20 protein-coding genes are annotated in these 20,833 nt (G+C 46.2%); 7 read left to right on the top strand and 13 right to left on the bottom strand.

Translation table 11 applies throughout. The features are described 5' to 3' along the window. Positions 1-24 precede the first annotated feature (24 nt). Positions 25-1,506: a cryptochrome/deoxyribodipyrimidine photo-lyase family protein gene (locus tag R7093_RS06585; protein WP_047102399.1), complete on the bottom strand. Its 1,482-nt coding sequence runs from the start codon at positions 1,504-1,506 to the stop codon at positions 25-27. A 108-nt stretch (positions 1,507-1,614) separates the two neighbouring features. Between R7093_RS06585 and R7093_RS06590 the strand changes: the two genes are divergently transcribed. Beyond that, positions 1,615-1,920 (top strand): DUF6482 family protein, encoded by a 306-nt coding sequence (locus R7093_RS06590; RefSeq protein ID WP_005374898.1) that lies wholly within the window; start codon positions 1,615-1,617, stop codon positions 1,918-1,920. 68 nt (positions 1,921-1,988) lie between these two features. Here the strand turns inward: R7093_RS06590 and R7093_RS06595 are convergent, their stop codons facing one another. Further along, positions 1,989-2,969 carry a rhodanese-related sulfurtransferase gene (locus tag R7093_RS06595; protein WP_047102398.1) on the bottom strand — a complete coding sequence of 327 codons (981 nt, stop codon included), beginning with the start codon at positions 2,967-2,969 and terminating at the stop codon, positions 1,989-1,991. A 463-nt stretch (positions 2,970-3,432) separates the two neighbouring features. Further along, entirely contained in the window at positions 3,433-4,728 is a 1,296-nt protein-coding gene (locus tag R7093_RS06600; protein WP_047102397.1) for an alpha/beta fold hydrolase, read from the bottom strand. Positions 4,729-4,938: 210 nt separating this feature from the next. Here R7093_RS06600 and R7093_RS06605 point away from each other — a divergent pair, with 210 nt between their 5' ends. Next, positions 4,939-6,096, top strand: a complete 1,158-nt coding sequence (locus tag R7093_RS06605; protein ID WP_047102396.1) for a D-alanyl-D-alanine carboxypeptidase family protein — start codon at positions 4,939-4,941, stop codon at positions 6,094-6,096. Positions 6,097-6,180: 84 nt separating this feature from the next. Here the strand turns inward: R7093_RS06605 and R7093_RS06610 are convergent, their stop codons facing one another. Both R7093_RS06610 and R7093_RS06615 read right to left on the bottom strand, forming a co-directional pair. After that, positions 6,181-8,838, bottom strand: coding sequence for an alpha-amylase family glycosyl hydrolase (locus tag R7093_RS06610; protein ID WP_047102395.1), 2,658 nt, complete (start codon positions 8,836-8,838; stop codon positions 6,181-6,183). Between the two features lie 129 nt (positions 8,839-8,967). After that, positions 8,968-10,431 (bottom strand): helix-turn-helix domain-containing protein, encoded by a 1,464-nt coding sequence (locus R7093_RS06615; protein WP_200900898.1) that lies wholly within the window; start codon positions 10,429-10,431, stop codon positions 8,968-8,970. Positions 10,432-10,598: 167 nt separating this feature from the next. On the opposite strand from R7093_RS06615, the gene R7093_RS06620 reads away from it, so the two are divergent. Continuing rightward, a complete protein-coding gene (locus tag R7093_RS06620) occupies positions 10,599-11,252 on the top strand; it encodes an oxygen-insensitive NAD(P)H-dependent nitroreductase NfsB (RefSeq protein WP_005384588.1) in 654 nt (217 codons plus the stop codon). 69 nt (positions 11,253-11,321) lie between these two features. Then, a complete protein-coding gene (locus R7093_RS06625; RefSeq protein WP_005374925.1) occupies positions 11,322-11,612 on the top strand; it encodes a putative quinol monooxygenase in 291 nt (96 codons plus the stop codon). Here R7093_RS06625 and R7093_RS06630 read toward each other — a convergent pair. Next, the gene (locus R7093_RS06630; RefSeq protein WP_047102394.1) at positions 11,609-12,532 is read right to left on the bottom strand and encodes a LysR family transcriptional regulator; all 924 of its coding nucleotides are present in this window, start codon (positions 12,530-12,532) and stop codon (positions 11,609-11,611) included. The two genes, R7093_RS06625 and R7093_RS06630, sit on opposite strands and share 4 nt — an antisense overlap. A gap of 150 nt (positions 12,533-12,682) precedes the next feature. Between R7093_RS06630 and R7093_RS06635 the strand changes: the two genes are divergently transcribed. Further along, entirely contained in the window at positions 12,683-12,901 is a 219-nt protein-coding gene (locus R7093_RS06635) for a VF530 family DNA-binding protein (RefSeq protein ID WP_064369600.1), read from the top strand. Positions 12,902-13,231: 330 nt separating this feature from the next. Here R7093_RS06635 and R7093_RS06640 read toward each other — a convergent pair whose 3' ends face one another. Then, positions 13,232-13,684, bottom strand: a complete 453-nt coding sequence (locus tag R7093_RS06640; RefSeq protein WP_258674724.1) for an acyl-CoA thioesterase — start codon at positions 13,682-13,684, stop codon at positions 13,232-13,234. A gap of 210 nt (positions 13,685-13,894) precedes the next feature. Between R7093_RS06640 and R7093_RS06645 the strand changes: the two genes are divergently transcribed. Continuing rightward, entirely contained in the window at positions 13,895-14,659 is a 765-nt protein-coding gene (locus R7093_RS06645; protein WP_318146572.1) for a ferredoxin--NADP reductase, read from the top strand. A 180-nt stretch (positions 14,660-14,839) separates the two neighbouring features. After that, positions 14,840-15,286: an RDD family protein gene (locus tag R7093_RS06650; RefSeq protein WP_047102393.1), complete on the top strand. Its 447-nt coding sequence runs from the start codon at positions 14,840-14,842 to the stop codon at positions 15,284-15,286. Between the two features lie 59 nt (positions 15,287-15,345). Here R7093_RS06650 and R7093_RS06655 read toward each other — a convergent pair whose 3' ends face one another. The 6 genes from R7093_RS06655 to R7093_RS06680 form a co-directional block, all read right to left on the bottom strand. Beyond that, positions 15,346-16,017, bottom strand: a complete 672-nt coding sequence (locus R7093_RS06655) for a DUF2057 domain-containing protein (protein ID WP_017634411.1) — start codon at positions 16,015-16,017, stop codon at positions 15,346-15,348. Positions 16,018-16,233: 216 nt separating this feature from the next. Next, a complete protein-coding gene (locus R7093_RS06660) occupies positions 16,234-17,382 on the bottom strand; it encodes an AI-2E family transporter (protein ID WP_005386936.1) in 1,149 nt (382 codons plus the stop codon). After that, the gene (locus R7093_RS06665) at positions 17,375-18,061 is read right to left on the bottom strand and encodes a potassium channel family protein (protein WP_017634413.1); all 687 of its coding nucleotides are present in this window, start codon (positions 18,059-18,061) and stop codon (positions 17,375-17,377) included. Before R7093_RS06665 ends, R7093_RS06660 begins: the two co-directional genes overlap by 8 nt. A 16-nt stretch (positions 18,062-18,077) precedes the next feature. Beyond that, positions 18,078-18,968, bottom strand: coding sequence for an HlyD family secretion protein (locus R7093_RS06670; RefSeq protein ID WP_017634414.1), 891 nt, complete (start codon positions 18,966-18,968; stop codon positions 18,078-18,080). 12 nt (positions 18,969-18,980) lie between these two features. Next, a complete protein-coding gene (locus R7093_RS06675) occupies positions 18,981-19,184 on the bottom strand; it encodes a DUF1656 domain-containing protein (RefSeq protein ID WP_005374946.1) in 204 nt (67 codons plus the stop codon). After that, positions 19,184-20,827, bottom strand: coding sequence for a TolC family protein (locus R7093_RS06680; protein ID WP_258626770.1), 1,644 nt, complete (start codon positions 20,825-20,827; stop codon positions 19,184-19,186). Before R7093_RS06680 ends, R7093_RS06675 begins: the two co-directional genes overlap by 1 nt. Positions 20,828-20,833 lie beyond the last annotated feature (6 nt).

The following is a 20,833-nucleotide window of genomic DNA, read 5'->3' on the forward strand; positions in this document are numbered from 1 at the left end:
GTACGCATCGTGATTGAAAGATGATCATCGCGTCCTACTTTCTTTTGAGGGCCTAACATGTCGCGCAAGAATTCGTCTGCCTTCTTGTTTCACATCGGCTCGTTTCCGCCACGCCCATAAGCGCTCTCTTGCTGCCTTAGCTGTGTTGTCTGGTGCGATAATAGGTGCAAGGTAACGGCTATCTGGCTGCAACTGATACATGACAGCTTCCATCTGGGTCATTGTCCAGGGCTCGAATAAAAGAGGGGGAGGAACCATTTGTAACTCAGGCACCCACTTGTAGATGAACGTACCGTTAGGATCATGTTCTTGGGCTTGCTTGATCGGATTATAAATACGGATTGTGTTAGTCCCGGTTACTCCTGCTTGCATTTGGAATTGTGGGTAATGAATTCCAGGCTCAAAGTCGAGAAACAGTTGCGCTAAATGCGTTACACCTACTCGCCAATCCATGTTCATGTGGTGAGTAAGAAAGCTAACCAGCATGGCACGCATGCGAAAGTTAATGTAACCAGTGTGGTGCAAACAGCGCATGCAGGCATCAATCAAAGGTACGCCAGTATGCCCGGATTTCCATGCTGCTAACTTTTCTTCATCGAAAGTACTACTTTGTTTAATCAATGGTTCGTAAGCCCGATTAACGCAGTAAAACTCCATGTCGTATTCCGATTCGAATTTTTGGATGAAGTGACAGTGCCAATGAAGCCGTGAAGACAATGCAATTAAGCTGCGACGAAACCCAGCGACTTGCCAGTGTTTCAAAAGGTATTGATACACTTCACGCAAGGATATGTTACCCCAAGCGAGATATGGAGAAAGTCGAGTACAGGCTGTGCGTGAGGCTGTGGGACTAGAAATGCTTCGATAGTAATCACGACCTCGACGATGGAAAAAGTCCTCTAGTGTTTTCCAAGCGAGCCGGCTTCCTCCCGTTTGCATTCCTTTGCATTTTGATAGCCAGGATGATGGTGGCGAAAACGAACAGCCGAGAGCTTCTGCATCCAATGAATGCAATAAGTCGGTTTGGAGCTCAATAGGGCTTATTGAGGCTCTCATGACAGAGTCCCAATGTTTGTCCCAACCTTGCCGGTTTATTGCACCTCTGATTACAGCACCGTGTTCGAATTCAAACCAGTCGATGTTATGCTCATACAGCCAAGCGGCAACTTGTCGGTCTCGTTCAAAGGTGCAGTTGAGTCCTATTTCTTGGTGAGAAAAAACAGCGTTGATTTGATATTGCGCTTGAATTGATTGGAAACATGCTAAGGCATCGTCAAACAGCACCGTGATTCGATGCCCATACGCTTTGAGCGTTTCATCCATGTCTTGCAGTGATTGCCAAACAAATCGCCAGTGGCGCTCAGAATAGTGTGGGTTGTTCAATAGCAATGGTTCAACAATATACAAAAGCACAGTTGGGTGCTTTGTTGATAATGCTTGAGTTAGTGGTTGATGGTCAGTCAGCCTTAAATCTCGCTTTAACCACACGACATTGATTGTTTGCATCGGAATCCTCTTTGTTTCCGATGTTGTACGCAAGTAAACCGAAGAAATCTCATCCAATGATCGGTTTTATTCTACAAAACGTAGAGGTAACTTTCAGGGAGGTGACACATGGCAATACCATTGAGTAAGTTACAAAAATACTTCTATGTAGACAAATTGGTCATTCATTCGCTTGATCTCGCATTGTACCAGGCATCTGTCGTGATTGATGGAGAAGCGCAATTTATCACTGATGACAACGGTATCTTTTTGAGGGCTCATTCCCTGATCGAGATGCAAAAGAAGTGCAGGAATATCAAAGCAAATAAGCAGGTTCTAGTGCATCAAAGTGCTTATGATGAAATGGTGGGGCTACCCGAAGGCAAAAGAGACAATCAACTAGAGGTATTGGTGAGGGATACAAAATTGTATTGAAAGAGTATTGGTGCGTAGTAAAAGCGAGCCACCTTACGGCAGCTCGCTAAATATAAGGAGAGTTGGGCTTAGTCTTGTTTACGCTGCGCTTCTTTTTGCGCGTACTTAGCGGCACGTCGGGCTTCTCTTTGCTTGGCACTTTCACCACCAACATGCTGCTCGCCTCGCTGCTCTGCAAGAACAACTTGTTTTTCACGCTCGCGGAATCGAGCAATTTGTTCTTCTGAGTGTGTGCCGTGACATTTTGGACAGCTCACGCCTTGCTCGAACAATTCTGACTGTTTGTCTTCTTCAGTGATCGGTAGACGACAAGCGTTACATAAATCGTAATCTGCTTTTTCTAGCTGGTGGTTCACTGCAACACGACCGTCAAATACGTAACAATCGCCTTCCCACATGCTCTCTTCTTGAGGAACTTCTTCAAGATATTTAAGAATGCCGCCTTCTAGGTGGTAGACCTCATCAAAGCCCTGTTCTTTCATGTAAGCCGTTGATTTTTCGCAGCGGATACCACCGGTACAGAACATCGCAACTTTCTTGTGTTTTGCCGGGTCCATGTTTTCTTTTACATAGTCTGGGAATTCACGAAAGGTTTCAGTATTTGGGTTTACAGCGCCTTTGAATGTCCCGATCTCGATTTCGTAATCATTACGTGTATCGACAACAAACACTTCAGGATCAGCAATAAGATCGTTCCACTCTTGAGGTTTCACGTAAGTACCCACTACGTGGCGAGGGTCTATACCTTCAACACCTAATGTTACGATCTCTTTTTTCAGTTTCACTTTGGTGCGATTGAATGGCTGGGTCTCAGAATACGACTCTTTGTATACGGTGCCAGTCAAACGAGGTTCGTTGTTTAGCCACTCCAGTAGCGTATCAATACCTGCACGATCAGATGCAACAGTACCGTTGATACCTTCACTTGCCAGTAGTAATGTTCCGCGAATATGGTGTTTTTCCATCAACGCAAATAATGGCTCGCGTAGCTCTTGATAGTTATTCAGCTCAACAAACTTGTACAGCGCACAAACTACATACTGACTCATGAGGTTTCCTTTAAAAATACAGGTGGTCAACGACCTTAAAATTTTAGCGGCACGAAGTATACCTGACTAAACCAGTCGGAAATACGGACAAATTATACGGATATTATGAGTAGGCGGGGCCTGGCGGTCTTTGATAGGGGGAGCATGTCCGCAGGTGAAGCCGCTATGTGTTCAAATTATAAGCATTAATTATAGTGGGTTAGGTAGGTTGGGGCCGATACTTTTGGTTTAAATTTATGCTGTTATTCTGTTTTAGGCCCTTCAAAAAAGTTAGGCGCAAGAAGCACCAAATAATCACCGGAGTCATTGACAAGGAAAGGACATGTCGCAGTTTTATACATGAGGTGGTGAGGGATAAAGGTTTAGGGACAAAGAGTGAATGACTGATCGCCATTGTTCATAAACTGCTATAAACGCCTTTTCACCAAATACTGAAAAGGCGTTTTTCTAACGTCTGCCGTGCTTATTTCAACGTAGCTGCGGTCTGTTTGCCCATGGCTATGAGCCTGTCGAGAATACGTTCACCGTCGGCACGCAAACCGTTGTGCTCGTACTCGTTGGTGATCCACGCTTTTGAATTTGGGATTAACGCGAGCGTCTCTCGGCTGATATCCATTTCAACAAACATATCATCGGCGTAAACGGCGCAACTGACAGGCACTTTATTTTGAGCCAATTGTGTTTGATCGTACAGCGCAGCCCAATCTTCTTTCGCGGCCAATATTTCTGCGGCGTCTTTTAGTGGCTTGAGGTTAACGTATTGGTCGAACATCCATGGGAAGACCATTTCCCCCGTAAAGTAAAATGGCTTGCCAGATTCATAATTAAACTCTGATCGGGTTTGGCGAACGCGGTGCGCACTCCAATTCGACGCGAAGCTTTGACAGTAAATCGATTCATGCAAAATGGCGTAGATCGGGTTGGTTTGGAAGTTTTGCTGCGCCAACATATCGTTTAAGAACTCATAACGAAGTTGTGGTTTGCCGTTCACTTCAATCAACGCGCTTTCTAGCCAATAGTAAGTTGGTAAGAAAGTATCACTCACACCAAAGTTGATGCCGATTTGTTGAAATTGCTCCACCGTGAAGCGTTGACCATTTGGTAGGTACTCTTCATTTTCCAGCAAGTGATTCGCAATGTTTTGGCAAAGTTGTTGCGCACTTGGAAATTGTTGGAAGAACGCTTGGTTTTTCTCCATGGTGCGTTTGAAAGTGGCTTCATACACATCGTCGGCATGACGTGAGACTGATGGCACGCCACCTGTGATGTAGCTTTGTAGCAAGCTATCTGGGAACAAAGACAAATAGGTGAGGGAGCAAAACCCACCAAAGCTTTGACCTAAGATCGCCCATTTTTCGACGCCAAATTGCTCACGAATGTATTCCGCGTCGCGCACGATGTTATCCGCTCGGAAGTGGCTCAAGTAGTCTGCTTGTTGCTCTGGCGTGAGGTGAGCAAGCGTCTGGTGATTAATTACGCTGCTGTTGCCCGTACCGCGCTGGTCGAGAAGTAAAACTCGGTACTCTTGCAGGGCGCGTTTTACCCAGCCGTTATTGCCGTTTTGACGTGGAGAAGGAAAGCCAGGCCCGCCCTGAAAGTAAACCAACCAAGGTTTGGTCGATTCTTCATCGCCAACTAGGCAAACCGAACGGGCGAAGACTTCAATGGTGCCTTTGCTCGCGTCTTGGTAATCCAGAGGAACGGTAAAACTGTGGGGAGTGTAATGCAATCCTGCGTCGATAAATGATTGAGCGTTCATTGTTATCTTTATTTCCTTATTGAGGGGTAGCGCTACTTTACTGCGAATGGCGCGAAGAACCAATGCTATTTCCCAATTGCCTCTTCAGTTCTATACCTTGGTCAAATCAATGTAAGTTCAAGAAAATGAAACGATTAGCGACTGGTGCAACTGATTGAGTGAGCTATGCTCAATAGAGTTGCGACAAAGTAAGAGCATGGAGGAAGTCGGATGAAAGTGTCACTGGCTCGATGGACAATTGTGACTTGTTTAATAAGCGTACCTACTTTTGCCGTTGTTACGCCTAACCCACCTCAGTTACAGGCAAAAGGCTACGTATTAATGGACTTTCAATCCGGTGCCATTATTGCCGAGCATAACGGGCGAGCAGGCCTTGCTCCGGCGAGTTTAACCAAGTTGATGACCGCTTATGTAGTTGGACAAGAAATCAAAGCGGGGCGTTTGAATTGGGATGATGTTGTCACCGTGAGCGAAAACGCGTGGTCGGCCAAGTTTCCCGGTTCTTCTAAAATGTTCATCAAACCGAAAGATGAAATTAGTGTTGCGAACTTAATGCGCGGCGTGATCATCCAATCAGGAAATGACGCGTGCGTTGCACTGGCTGAGCACGTTGCAGGTAGTGAACGCGGCTTTGTCGCCTTGATGAATGGTTGGGCGGAGAAATTAGGACTTCAAGACACCTATTTTGTGAACTCTCATGGTCTTGATAGTGATGGCATCCAAACCTCACCAACCGATATGGCAAAACTCATGCAGTCGATCATCAGCGATGTTCCTGATGTGTACGCGCTATACAGCGAGAAAGTCTTCAAGTGGAACGACATTACGCAGTACAACCGCAATAAGTTGTTGTGGGACAATTCCATTGATGTCGACGGGGGCAAAACCGGCTACACCAGCAATGCCGGATACAGCTTGGTGAGCTCGGCCAAAGAAGGAAGAATGCGCCTTATTTCGGTGGTGATGGGCACGCCAAGTAAACAGGCTCGGATCAGCCAATCGAAGAATCTACTCAGCTATGGTTTTCGCTTTTATGACACCAAGCAAGTTGCTAAACAGGGAGAAGTTGAGTCTAAAGTTCGCGTTTGGAAGGGAAATGCTAATCAAGTTGAAGCGATCTTCGCTAAAGATGCCTATCTCACTCTACCTCGTTCAATGACGGCTGGGCTTGATAAGAGTGTGGTGTTAAATGAACCGTTGATTGCGCCGATCGCGCAAGGAGATGAGATTGGTAAGGTCGTTTGGAAAAGCGATGACAGTACCGTGGCGAGTTATCCCTTGGTCAGCAGCCAAGCGGTAGAAGAGGGCTCGTGGTTCGGTCAGCTTTGGGACAGTCTGGTGCTGTGGGTGAAATCGTTCTTTAACTAGAATAAAAACGAGCAGAAGTGTCTTTCTGCATTCTTTTGTTGATGGCCGCCCAGCTAAACGCTGGGCGGTGTCTTTTTTAACGGTTTATTCCGACAAGGTGATGATTGGTAAATCGTCCCAAATCTTACTTTCATCCGATGCGCCACCGGAGAAGTTCCAAGGGCCTTTGTCTTGCTCTAGCGGACGGTAAGTTGCTGAAAGACCGTCTAAGTCCCAAGTCGTCACATAGAAACGGATACCATCGAGCGAATCTGGGCGGCCTAGTGCATCGCTAGCAAAGTCCATTGAAATGGTGTTGTTGGCTTTGTCTACTGTCACTGTTGGTGCTGGCGTTACGGCTTCTCCCCATGTCGTCGCATTTGCTCCTTTGGTGTTGTAAATAGAGCTTTGCCAGCCAAAAACAACCGCATTGCGACTCCAGGTTCCGCTTGGCATAGAAGCGTTGATCTTCGGTAGCTCAGACAAGTTGGTTGCGGCTTCTTCAGGTAAATCAATGAAGATGGTGAAACCTACGTGGTCGAAGCCGTTTGGTGGTAACCAAGTGTCGGTGATTTTGTCCATAGTGAAGGTCAAACGTACGTTACTGCCAACGGTAAACACTTCTGCTTTATTGATTGCGAGTTGGCTGTTGTCTTTGTCGAACGTTGGATCAGTTGGTAGCGAGTAGTTACCATTAGGGCCGCCCATGCCGTCTTGTGCATCGCCTGCATCATCAATGGTGTCATCCGGTGTGTTTGACCAGCTTAGGTTAGAGACAAAATTCACGTCCTCGATGCCTGCTTTTTTCTCGGTGGAGTAAATCGCGAAGCGGTGTTGCTGTTCGCCAATTGCAAAGTGACGAGTCGACAGCGTGACGCTAAACTGACCATCAGCGCCTACAGTAATGGTTTGTGCTGTTTCCAAGTTACCATCGACGACAAGGTTCAACTTCTCGTTGGCGTTCGCACTACCCGCGATAACAATATCACCAGTGATGGTTTGTCCTTCCCAATCTTGCGCCAATTGGATGTTGAGGTCTGGGGTATCTACAGATTGATTGCTGCTTGTTTTTGAGTAAATCACTGCTGACTTGGCTGGCAACTCAAGGGTTACGTGACCATTTTCATCTGCGATTAACTGTTGTGGAGCTTCTGCCCAGTTCGACATGATTTGTTGTTGGAAGACGGTGCCGCCAACTTGTTCTACATCGAGTTGGTTCATCAACATCGGCGAGTTGGATGTATTCATCACAACCAAGACTTCGTCGTTATCCAACGTTCGGGTAAAGGCGAAGACGCCCGCGCCCGCTTTATCGCTGCCAATCACTTTTATTTCGCCACGTGTCATGACTTTGTTTTCAGTGCGTAGCTTAGCAAGCTCTTGGATGAACAAGTACATATCGCTGTTTTGGTCGAATGAGTCTACGTAGTTGCCATCTTCACGATACCCTCCGGCGAACATCGCATCACGCGCCGCTGACATTGCTTGCTCTGTACCTTGGTAAATCACAGGAATACCCGGAACGCTCATCATGGTGATCAGTGCTTGTTTCATGTCATTCACTCTACCTTGCGACAGAAAGCGCGGCATGTCGTGATTATCAATGAAGTTCGGCATGATGTATGGATTCGGGAACATCTCCATCATTTTCTCAAGACGGAAACGCAAATAGTCGGTCGGTTGCCCTGATGCAAATACGCGCGTCATGGTCGCTTGCAATGGGAAGTTCAGTACCGAGGTTAGCTGTTTCGGCGAGCCACTTTCACCGATGTAAGTCAACATCTTCTCTTCGCCTTCGGTGTGGTAAGGCGTCGATGTTTCGAATACTTCACCAAAAGTGAGGAAGTTGTCACGACCGGTATCAACCGCTTGCGTCATCACACCATCGTCGGCGTGTAGGAAGTCATTCCAGAAATCGTGTTCAACAAACTTCACCGTATCGATACGGAATCCGTCGACGCCGACTTCGCGAATCCATTTTCGGTAGCTCTCTTTTACGTAAGCGCGCACTTCGGGATCGGACGTATTAAGGTCATCCAAATCAGAGAGTTGCCAGGTTTTTTCTTGTACCGGATCGTTGTGGTCGGTGATGGTTGGCGTCCAGTGGTAGCTGCCTGTGCCGTCTATTTTACACTCGTTCATGTTGAGTGGGTATGGCAGTTCTTGCCCGGCGGGTAGTGCATTTTTAATCAAACGGAAGCCTTGGCAAGGTAGGCTTGGATCATAGCTGTAAGGATCATCGTAGGTAAAGAAGTTGCCTACATGGTTGGTCACGATGTCCTGAATTAAGAACATGTTACGCGCATGCACTTCGCGTGCTAACGCTTGGTAGCTTTCCATGTCACCAAAGTGCTCATCCACTTTTTGGAAGTCACGCGCCCAGTAACCGTGGTAGCCACCATAGTTTTGTTCTGCATCCCACCATTGGTTTGCCACTGGCGGAGTAATCCAGATCGATGTGGCACCGAGAGTTTCGATGTAGCTTAACTTATCACTCACGCCAACGAGGTCGCCGCCGCTGAACTTTTTATCCGAAGTCGGATCGAATTCGTTTTGCCCTTGATCATTAAGAGCGCTGTCGCCGTCGTTAAAACGGTCGATCATCAGGAAGTAAATGATTTGATCTTGCCAATCAGGAGATGCCACGTGGCTGCCTGTATCGACTGGTGCGGTTTCGTCGCTTCCACAGCCAGAAAGAGCTAGAGCGATCGATAAAGGAAGTATTTTTATTTTATTCATTGAGTTAGGTAGAGTTTCAAACACGGTCTTTGCCTCCGTTATGCAGCAATGCAGAAACGATAAAGCAAAGGTTTGAAATTGAGAGTGTCATTTCACGCCAAAAAAGACGTGATATGATGTCACGAAGAGACGATTTTGATCTGACCGACAGTTTTAATTGAGCGGTTGCACAATAGGATATTGTATCGGGTAATGCTCTTTCGCGAGCTCGTTGTCGGATTCATCATAAAGGCGGAAACGGCACTGCTTTGCAGTTTGAGTGAGCGATAATTGCAGCACCCAACAAGCATAATGTAGCGAGTGTTGGGTCAAGCGCATTGCGTGAGGTGTGGGGTCATCATCGACGTAACAGTCAATCCTCGAAACGTTTTCAAGTCGGCATGCCAGTTCGATAAAGAGTGTGTATTGCGCCTCAATATTAATAAGCTGCCGAGTCGGGACAATGTATTCCGTTGCGCCAATTAAAAGCCCCTTAGAAACCACATAATCACGCTGGTGGTTATTCTCAATGTAACGTTCCCCATCGACTTCATAACACAGGCGAAAGGTAAGGGGATGCGCTACCGGAAGTTCGGTCGTTGCCCAGAGTTCGGTGCCATGACTTAAAAAACGCTCGAAGAAGGCGGGGTAGCGCCGCCATGCGCCATCACGGTCACGGCATTCTACCGAGACCACTTTTTCAAACGCAATATTGTCCACTTCCATCCAGATTTTGCCAACAGGTTGGTCGATGTGGTTATCGTCGAAGGTATTGGCTTTGGCGTAGTATAAGCGGATCGGTTGTTGATTTAGTTGAGTTCGGTTATCCAAACATTGTTGGCGATATTGCATGGGTGAAAACGGATACCAACGACGAAAAGTGCGGTGAAAGTTCGAAGGTTCTTCATAACCAAGTTGATAGGCGATTTGCTGCGTTGTGAGTTGGGTGTCGGCAAGCAAAGTGAGTGCTTGCTTTCTTTTAGCGAAATCAACGCATTGAGAGTAGCTCATTTGCTTCTCTTGCAGTCGACGTTGCAAGGTGCGTTTGGAGACGCCCAGTTGCCTTGCCGCTTGCTCTAACTTGAGTGCGTAATTGCTGTTTTTGATGAACAAGGCGTTCAAAACACTCAGTAATTCTGGTTGCTCAATTGGCTGGTGAGAAAGCAGCAAATAAACATGTTTCACCAAGTCAAACACGCTTGAACTCGTTTTAGAATCTCGCGTTTCCTCTAGAAAAATATTGGCCGCGAGTGGATTGTTGGCGTGAACTTGTACCTGTATTGATTCGCTTAACTCAAGCATTTCCAACTGCATTTTGAGCAAGCCAAGCACCGACTCCGCCCAATTTGGCATATCGCCCGTTCTACATTCGACTTGCAGATGGATTTGGGCATCACCATGTTGCAATGTGACGTACAAACGGCGGTCGAATAATGAGACACTTTTACTCCACCAAAGCAGCCCTTCTTGGAGGTTAGGCGCTTCTTTCAACATCATGCATTGCAAGGCCACCAACTTCTCAATGTGCCAATATTCGCCGGCAATTCGAAGGTGATTGTGACCGAGCTTTTTGCACAGAAAGGATGTAATAACGTTATCTTGAGGCAGCATGAGTTGAGTTTGGTTGCGAGCAAACATGCATTATTGCCGAAAAGATGAAGAAGTTCAGTGAGAACGCTCAAAGCCTTTCTTATCGTTTTATTTTCAAATTTATTTTGAAAATGTTTTTAATCGAAATCGGTTTTTCCCTTTATCTCATGAGGTTATGCTGTTACTCAGCTTAAACTCATTAATTGGAGAGCCTCATGGATATCGTACAAGCTGCAAAATCTCGTTACTCAACGAAAGTGTTTGACCCAACGCGCAAGCTATCTCAAGAAAAAATCGATGCAGTTAAAGAGCTGATTCGTTTTAGTCCATCGAGTGTGAACTCTCAACCTTGGCATTTCATTCTGGCAAGCACAGAAGAAGGCAAACAGCGCATCGCTAAAGCGGCGCAAGAGAACTACGCATTTAACGCAGCGAAGATTCTCAACGCTTCTCACGTATTGGTGTTTTGTGCGAAAACAGGCATTGATAACGACTACATTGAAGCGCTAATGGTGCAAGAAGAAAAAGATGGTCGATTCCCAACTGAAGAAGCGAAAGCGGCTGTACGCGGTGGTCGTAGCTACTTTGTGAACATGCACCGTTTTGATCTGAAAGATGCAAACCATTGGATGGAGAAACAAGTTTACCTCAACGTGGGTACGTTGCTGTTGGGTGCTTCGACGTTAGAAATCGATGCAGTGCCAATTGAAGGGTTTGATCCCAAAGTGCTGGATGAAGAATTTGGCTTGCGTGAAAAAGGTTACACCAGCGTTGTAATCGTGCCGCTTGGCTACCACGCGGAAGATGACTTCAACGCGAAAACGCCAAAGTCTCGCTGGGACGCAGAAACCGTATTCACCGAGATCTAATTCGAGCTTACTTGCAGGTGACGTAGAACCTTGTAATCAATATATAAATCGGAAAAGAGTGATAAAACGATGATCCACTTAGTCGCAGAAGTGAAAGCCTATCCAGACAGTAAGGATCAGGTGGTGAATTTGCTTGCTGGTTTACTAGAGCCAACTCGCAAAGAAGAAGGCTGTTGCCAATACGAGTTGTATCTCGACGAAAAAGTTGATGGCCTATTTATGTTCCAAGAAATCTGGGCATCGCAAGAGGCCTTGGATAAGCATTTGCAAAGCCCGCATATGGCGACGTTTCTTGAAACATTGGAAGAGAACGATTGGGTTGAATATACCCAGATTCGTCCTCTTCGATTTATCGCCTAATGACAGAAGGTTGCCAGCACGTTGGCGCGTTGCTGGCAGCATTTTTGTTGGATAAAGTCGCGGAAAGTCCGAATCGTTGGCGTCAATAATCGACGATCGGCACATACCATGTAGAGCGGCACTGGGCCGCAATCCCACTCTGGTAACACTCGCACCAATCTTCCCTCGATTAAGTCTCGGCTGATGTCCATCAATGATTTATTCGCAATGCCTTTGCCTTTGATCGCTAACCGGTGTGGCAAGTCACTATCGTTGCTCAACAAGTTACCGCTGACCACGATTTGTTCTTTCTCGCTGCCACGCGTGAGCGTCCATTTGTTGTAGACCGAATCCGCGACCATGTAGCACAAGCAATTGTGTTGCGTTAAATCGGCAGGAGAGGTGAGTTCTGGATGTGTGGCTACGTACTCTGGCGATGCACATAAGATCCGCTCGTTTGCCCCACACAATGCCAACACGACCAGATTGGAGTCGGCCGGCTCGCCGTAGCGAATCGCAATATCGACAGGCTTGGTGTACATATCCGTCAAGCTATCGGACAGCTCTAGTTTTATGGAAACATTTGGGTAGAGATCGATGAACTCATCCACCCAATCGAGCAACATATTGCGACCAAAATCGGAGGGCGCAGTAATGTGCAGTTGACCAGATAACTCGCCACGCGCACTTGAGATCTGATCCAACCCCTCTTGCAATGTAGCCAATGCTTGCGTGGTTTTGTCTAAAAACAGTTCGCCCTCTGAGGTTAAACGCAGGCTTCGGGTGGAACGCACAAACAGTGGGAAACCGATTTGCCCTTCAAGACGCTTAATCGACGCACTAATGGCGGCAGGTGTCATGTCCATGCTGTTAGCGGCTTTTGAAAAGCTGCCTTGGCGCGCGGTTTCGACAAAAATATTGAGGTCGTTGAGGGCTTTCATCGTGAAAAGGATGTTTGTGAAGTTTGAGCTACTATAGGGGAGATGAGCAAAGTAATTCAAGCTAAACGCCTTTGAAGGTGAAAACATTAGGTTAAGTGGTCACTTTGAGTTAGATTAGCCCGCCACTTACATCGTTACTGGATCAACAACATGAGCAACGAACAGCCGAATAACCCTCTGCATGGGTTGAGTTTAGAAAAAATCGTCACCCGACTAGTTGAACACTTTGGTTGGAATGGCCTGTATGAGCGCATTCGAGTGAACTGTTTTAAGAAAGATCCGTCGATCAAATCTTCTCTGAAGTTTTTGCGTAAAACGCAATGGGCAAGAGACAAAGTCGAAGCGCTGTACATCGAGACATTCTGCTAACCGCTCTATAGTCTGCAGCAAGCGGCAAGTAGATTCTTAGTCTCGCTATGGCTCGCTAGAATGACGTAGCTTTTCTTATCGCGTAGGCTAGAAGAGTCGCTCTGCTGTTACGTTTAAAGCGTGATTCAGAATCTACCCTCAGGCTTGTATTGAGTCTATTCATAGCTCTATGGGCCTACAGCAGCGGTAAGTAGATTCTTAGTCTCGCCTTGGCTCGCTAGAATGACGCTAGTTCTCTTATCGCGTAGGTTGGAAGATTAGCCATACGTTATTCCCGACAGCGATGAAGAATCGCTGTCGGGAACCTCGCCTTTAATCTCTCATTTCTTGCTACTCTAAATGATGCGTGCTACCCACAGTTCCTTCCAAATCTAAAATCGACTGGCGAACGTGGTCTGGAATCGCCGCTTTTACGTTGTTCTTAAAATCAAACATCACACCAGTGGCGGTCGCGATGGTCACAATTTTACCCCACTTCTTACTCAGCACTTGGTACTCCATCGTGATGCGATCTTCTTGCATGTCGATTACGCGAGAACCGACTAATAGCGTGTCTGGGTAAGTAACAGGCAATTTGTAGCGGCATTGAGTCTCGCTCAGTACTGGCCCAATTTGCGAGGTCTGCAGGTCGACCAGCAGGTTAATTTTGTTGAAGTAATCTAAACGTGCGGTCTCGAAGTAGCGAAAATAGACCACGTTATTAACGTGTTGCAGAGCATCCATTTCACCCCATGCGACTTTTATCTCTGTGATAACGGGAAAGTCCTTTAACAGTGTGTCCATTTCTATTGCTCCTTTTTCATCTGCTTTGCCACAAATTGCGACGCGACTTATCACTTTGAGCATTTATTCTAGATGTAATCATTTAATATGTAATAAAATTGTTTTTAAAATGTGAAATGAAATAGTGGTTTGATTATGTAAACCAGAAACTTTACATAATCGAGTTGAAGGCGTAAGTTTAACTAAGAGTAACCAGATAGGAGGTGTCTCATGATTGAACTCAAAGGTTTCAACCTCGCAAGAGTTGAGAAACGCATCGATTGGACAGGTGAGCTGTTCAGTTTGAGAATATCTGGCGCGCCTCTTTCCTTTAAAGCTGGCCAATTCACCAAGCTTGCTTTGCTTGATGATGAAGGTAAGCCGATCAGCCGCGCTTACTCTGTGGTTAATGCGCCAAGCGAGCAATTCGATTGGTTGGAGTTTCTAATAGTAGCCGACCCTCAAGGACAACTTTCTCCACGGCTCCAAAAGCTTAAATCTGGTGATAGCATTTATGTCGGTACCACCGCACATGGCGATTTAATCCATGATTCTATTCCTAAACAGGCTCATGACCTGTGGCTGCTATCTACAGGTACGGGGATTGGACCGTTTTTGTCGCTGCTGGATGATATAAACTTACCGCCTCACAATGAGCGCATTATGCTGGTTCATGCCGTTCGTTTCGAAAAAGATCTGGTTTATAAATACCTAATTGAACAGCTTCAGCAACGATATGAAGGCAGATTAAAGTATATACCGATAGTCAGCAGGGAAGTGGTTGATGGTAAATTACAAGGCCGAATTCCTGAACTCATCGAATCGGGTTTACTGTCCAACGCCGCTGATGCGCCATTCTCAGCTCAGCGTAGCTTTGTCATGATGTGTGGGAATCCACAAATGATCAAAGATACCGTGCCCGTTTTACAAGAGCTAGGCTTGGAAAAGTATCGCCATCAAACTGGGGGAAATATCATTTACGAACGTTACTGGTAGCGTTTTGTTAAATTGATACGGTTATGCTCAAGATGTAATGATTACTTTTGAGATACGACCGCGATTTAGTATGTTCTTAGTTGAATATTATGTTGGCAATACCTAAACTGCGCTCACCATTGCGCGTCTGTACACTCAGTCATTCTCGCTTAACCAATTACATTGAGGTGACTGAAGTCCATGTATGCTTTTATCGCGAGCAAGCAACAGAGAATCATTGCTGGTTTTATCGACCTGCTCTTTACGATGGTGGTCGTGTTAATAATTGCATTGAGTATTAACTCTTTTCTTAACGACTTTCAGCTCTCTTTAGCAGATAACCTCACGCTTGTTCGTGAAACTCAGGCGTTTTACTTGCTTTCTTTACCAACGGTTTTAATGATCAACTGGAATGCATTGAGTCATGGGCAAACCATTGGTATGCGCATGATTGGTATTAAAGTTGTAATGAAAAATGATAGTAAGGCAACGAAAGTTACAGCAGGGTTAAGGCTTGTTATTAGCTACTTGCTGGAGATGCTCATTCCGGGGATCCCGTTGGTAAATTTGGCATTGTTGTTCTTTCATCCGGAGCGACGATTGTTGCATGACTTGATCGCCAATACTAAAGTTGTCCAAGCTTCCTAATTTTTGATCAAAAAAGCCACGTGAAGTGGCTTTTTTAATATCGATAAAGTTAACCAGATTTACTGTTGATTAACATATTTCTTAAAGCGAGCTTTGGTTTCTGCGTCTGCTTTTTGGTACCAGAAGTGCAGCATCTCTTCAGCTGTCGAATCCGCTTTAACCGCAGTTGCTCTCACTTGCTTCATATCCGCAGGAACCTTTGCAGGAAGCGTGACTGGCTGCATGGTTGCTGCGCCAGCAAAAGCCACGGCTGCTGCACCGCCAGCTTGGTTATAATCTTCGATTTCACGTACGTAATCACGACCGATTTGCATACCCGGTTTGAGCAACTTGTCTTGGTCAACCGCGATTGCGTTGCCAGAATCATCAACCAGTTTCCAATCTAAGTCTTTGATCTTCTCTTCCGCATCACGTAGGTTGCGGTATTCTGGCATTTGTAGAGTGAGTTCGGCATTGGTCGCGTCAAATCGTGTAACGATAACATCGCTTTCAACACTTAAACGGTCATTACCTTGGTTGAAGTAAGGGGCGAAACGAAATACGACTTGGTTAAGGCCATCAGGTAACGTCAGTGTTCTTTCAGAGGCGAAAAAACCACCCGAAAGATCTGCTTTTTCACCGTTAGCCGCTAATACTGAAACGTTGTCAGGAACACTCACGGTTACATCTGCGAATGCCATGCCACTCATTGCGAGAGCAAGCGCACAAGTTAAAGGCTTGATCAATTTCATTGTTTTTATCCTAAGCAAATTGGTGGTCATCGAGAGTGCATCGTTCATTGCCCGATTGCAACTCCCAAGTGTAATAAGTATGAAAATTTAACAAGAACGTCATTTTTATCGCATTTATTACGACGAAACTGTGATCCAAATAGAATCAAACCGCTGAAATGCAGCGGTTTGATATCATAAGTTATGGATTAAATTTCTTTCTAACTTATTGATTTATTAAATGCCAGCACCGTGTCCAGGTTCTGATTGGTCATCAGAAGCGTCTTGTTGTTCTGCCATTTCTTCTTGCTGTTGTGCTTTCTCAATGCTCAACCACCAAACAAATAACTCATACCAAATTGCTAGGATAACGGCACCTAAGAACAGACCAACGATGCCGTAGAAAAGCATACCACCGATGGCACCGAGCAGAATCACAGGCATTGGCACGTCGACGCCACGTCCCATTAACATTGGTTTGAACAGGTTTTCAGAAAGAGCAGCAACTACGACCCAAACAGTAAACATGGTTGCTGTTGAGGTGTCTTGGGTCATGTACATGAAGCCAATCACAGGTAGCACAGCGAGCAACGCCGGGAGCTGAGCGATACACAAGATCATTAGAAGCAGTGTGAGTAAACCTGCTGCGGGAACGCCAAATACGAAGAAACCAGCACCGATCAACAGTGCTTGAATCGCCGCTACACCGACTACGCCAAGCAGTACGCTTTTAATTGTCGCAGCGATAAGCGTGGTCCAGCTTTTTGCGTTTTCACCAGCGGTTCGAATCGCGATGGTTCTTAGGCCTGATGCTGCAGATTCAGAGTACGTCATGAAACCTGCTGCAATCGCAAGTGACAAGATTGAAAGCAGTAAACTTCCCAATACGCCCCCAAGTGTACCCAGTAAAGATGTGAGTCCTGCCTTTATTTGTGGCATAAAGGTTTGAATCGCTTGCTCAAGATTAGTAGCGAATAGGGTCCACACTTCGTAGAGCTTATCACCCACGATAGGCCAATCCGCTACGGAAGGTTTTGGCCCTGGTATTTTCACTTGTCCATTTTGTAGTACTTCAAGCGCGTGCGTTGCACCATCCACAATGGAGCCTGATACCATAACAAGTGGCGTGACAAGGAGGGCAATACCAAGTAAAGCAATGGTTGTGGCTGCCAGACCTCTGCGACCACCATATACACGCTGCAATTTTTGGGTAAGCGGCATTAAAGCGACGGCTATAATAGCGCCCCAAATAACCGGAAGGATGAAGGGTTTGATGATGTCGTACGTAAACATCAGCAAGACAAAGATCAAGCCAATGCGTATTGCCGATTCCACCATATTACTGATGAAAAGCTTACTGTCGATTTTTACCGATTGTTTATCCATTTTTGTTTACCTGATGATCAATGTTAGAACTGACGAGACTTGAAACAACAATCGCCATATAAAAAACACCTGTGATGGCCTCTAAATACACCACGACTTGAGCCAGTGGTGTTAGAGGACTAATGTCGCCATAACCGAGCGTGGTTAAGGTAACGAAACTGAAATACGCTGCATTGGAGAAGTTCTGCCCCCAAGAAATCGCTTCCATACCGGTAAAGGCTTCAGGCGAAAACTCAAGCAGAATGAGGTAGGCAATCGCCCACATCAGACCAAGCAGCAAGAAAAGCGCGACCGAGCCAATGACTTTGTTGCTGTTGACATGGCCGGTGAAAAGAATCTGTCTTGCGATGGATTTAAAAGTGCCGAAAAAGAACGCAAAGGTAAGGGCAAGCATCACCACATTCATCTCTCTGATGTCGAAAACGGTCTTGATCACAATCACAAGAACCCAAACACCAAACAGGCTGTAGAGGAAACGAGACCAGGTTTTGTCAAAGCGAAGGCTCGCAAAACAGACGATAAACGTCAGAACCGTGAAAGCCTGAAGTATGTGTTCAATCGTCCCTTCACCTACGACTTGTGCCATCGCACTTCCTAACAACAAAATCACTAGCGCTAAGGTTAGATAGAAGAAGTTGTTTTCTTCATTAATGTTTTTGAGGTTTTTACCAATGACCATGGCTCTTCTCACTTAGTTATTGTTTACTTTCTGCGGATGACTCTTTCATCACCATGATGGACGCAGAAAGCCCGAATCGAAGATCAACATCTTCAGGAAGTTCTTGTAGGGAGATTCGCACCGGAATACGTTGTGCTAAGCGAATCCACTGAAAAACAGGGTTTACGTTTGGAAGAAGGTTGTAGCCGACCGTGCCGTCTTTGGGCGCAATACCCCAACCAATCGAGTCAACCGTCGCGTCAATTGGCGTGTCTGGGTGAGACATCAAAGTGACACGCGCTTGGCTGCCAGGTTCGATTTGCGCAAGTTGGTTTTCACGGAAGAAACCAAATACCCAAAAGCTGTTTTTGTCGATCAGTGCGAGCAGTGGTTGGTTTGCGACCGCTTGCGTACCGTTTCTAATATCGAGGTTAGATACAAAACCATCGACGGTCGCATAAACTTTGGTAAAGCTGAGATTAAGGCGTGCTGATTTTAGTTGCTCTTCTGCAGATTTGATTTGCAGTAGCGACTCTTCGTAAGCGATTTCACGACGAATCAGATCCTTGTGAGAAACCGCGCCACGGTCTTTGGCACGAATGTCTTTTAAGCGGTCATATTCGATTTTTTTACCGCGAGAGCTAACAATGGAGCGCTCCAGTGCTACTTCGGCTTGAGATAACGCAACCTGGTAAGTCGCAGGGTCGATTTCAAACAGTAAATCCCCCGTTTTTACTTTTTGGTTGTCTTGCACTGCGACATTTACAATTGGGCCTGATACGCGAGGAGCCACTTTGATGACGTTAGCACGCACTTGCCCATCTCGTGTCCATGGGTTATTAAAGTATTCCTCAAACTTTTGATAGCCGAGCCAAGCTGCGCCACCAAGAATGACAAGATTGAGTGCGATTACGAATAGTTTTTTCATCTTGTTTGGCACCTAAAATTGAATATAAAAGCTGTCGATGGCCACCACATAACCGACCATGATGGCAATAAACGTCAGAGACGGAAAAGCGATGAAGCGAGACAAACGTGTCTTGTTCAATATCATCACCGTTATCCACGTGGCCGTGACGGCGAGAAAGAGCACCAGTAGCGTAGGAGAAAAGTAAACGTCTCCCCAAGAGAGTTCATGAGGCATTACCGATCCTCCGTTTTGTTTGCATCACTGGTCTCAGCCGGAGTTTCGAGTCGCAAAGGCGGCAATACGCGGTTTTCTTCATTTAAATAACTTCCCCAGTCAGTGCGCTCTGTCATCTGCGTGGCAATCGATTCACTGATGAAAGGTTTGCCTGTTTGGGTTTGCCAGCCTCCACCGAGGGCTTTATAGAGTGCAACAACTTGGTTCGCCACGTTCCCTTTGATCGTTGCGTAGCTGTCTTCTGCGCGGGTCATTTTTTCTACCGAGTTAAGCAGACGTTCGAATGAAATTTGTCCGTTTTCGTACTGTGTCATGGATATGTTGAACGCACGAATGGAAGAGTTGACCGATTGCAAGCGTAAATCTTTTTGTTGCAAATACAGGTCATACGCTTCGATTGCATTGGTGACTTCATTAACGGCTTGCAGTACCTTTTTGTTGTAGTTCGTCAGCGTTTCTTGGAAGCGAGCATCTTCGAAACGAATGTTATTTTTCACGCGTCCGTATTGGAAAATGTTCCAACTGAACGTTGGGCCAACCACCATGGTGAGCGAATCGCTAAAACTGAAACTGCTGCCATCGGGAACCGTACTGTCGATACCGATGGAACCGAACAACGAAAAGCTTGGGTACAGAGCGGTTTCTGCCACGCCAATCTGCGCACTTTGCGCGCGAGCTTGCATCTCAGAGACTTGCAAATCCGGACGTCGCATCACTAAGTTAGCATCCACTTGCGTATCCAAAAGCGGTGGACGTGGCACAATGGAACGCTCGTCGGTGCCCGATAGCGCCGATTTTCTGCCCGTCGATTTGAACTGGGCTTCGTACTCAGCGATTTGCTTGTGCATCCCATCTGACTGTAGCAGTCGATCTACTTCTTCTGGTAACAGACCCAGTAGCAAAGCCAACACAGTACGTGATTGCTTCATTGCCACTTCGAGGCTCGGTAACGCTGCTTTGGTGGTGTAGAGTTGGTTTTTAGCTTGTTGAACGTCCAATTCTGTAACGTTGCCAGAGTCGAACTGCACCTGAGTAATACGTACGACACGCTCTTGAATCTCTATGTTGCGGCGAGACAGCAAAATACGTTCTTGGAATGTGCGATAGTTGATGTAATTGCGCGCCACTTCGGCGGTTATGGTGACCATGATGTCGTGATACGATGCGATGGATGCGTAGTAACCCGCTTCTGCCGACTCAATACCGCGAGCATACTTGCCCCAAACATCCATTTCCCAAGCAGCATCAAACGACAAAGTGGCGTTATTCACGCCCTGATCATTTACGTAGGCACGCGCTAGGTTTCCTGACACGGTTTGAACTTGTGGGTATTGCAAGCCCGTCGAAATACCAAGCAATGAACGTGCTTGGACAATTCGTAGCCCTGCGGCTTCTAAATCGAGGTTTTGTTTGCTCGCCAACTCAACCAGCTGATTAAGAGTCGAGTCATTAAATTGCTGCCACCATTGTTGTAGCTGTTGCTCTGATTGCTGCGTATCTTTGGCTGCTTTTTGCACCGACCAGTCACTTGGCAGTGGCGCCTGCTTTGGATGAACATAATCTGGTCCTACCGTGGTACACGCACTGAGTCCGAGCAAAGAAAGTATGGCGAGGCTTGGTTTGGTTAGTTTTGGAAGCATCATATCCCC

The sequence above is a fragment of the Vibrio sp. 1580 genome, from assembly GCF_033340055.1.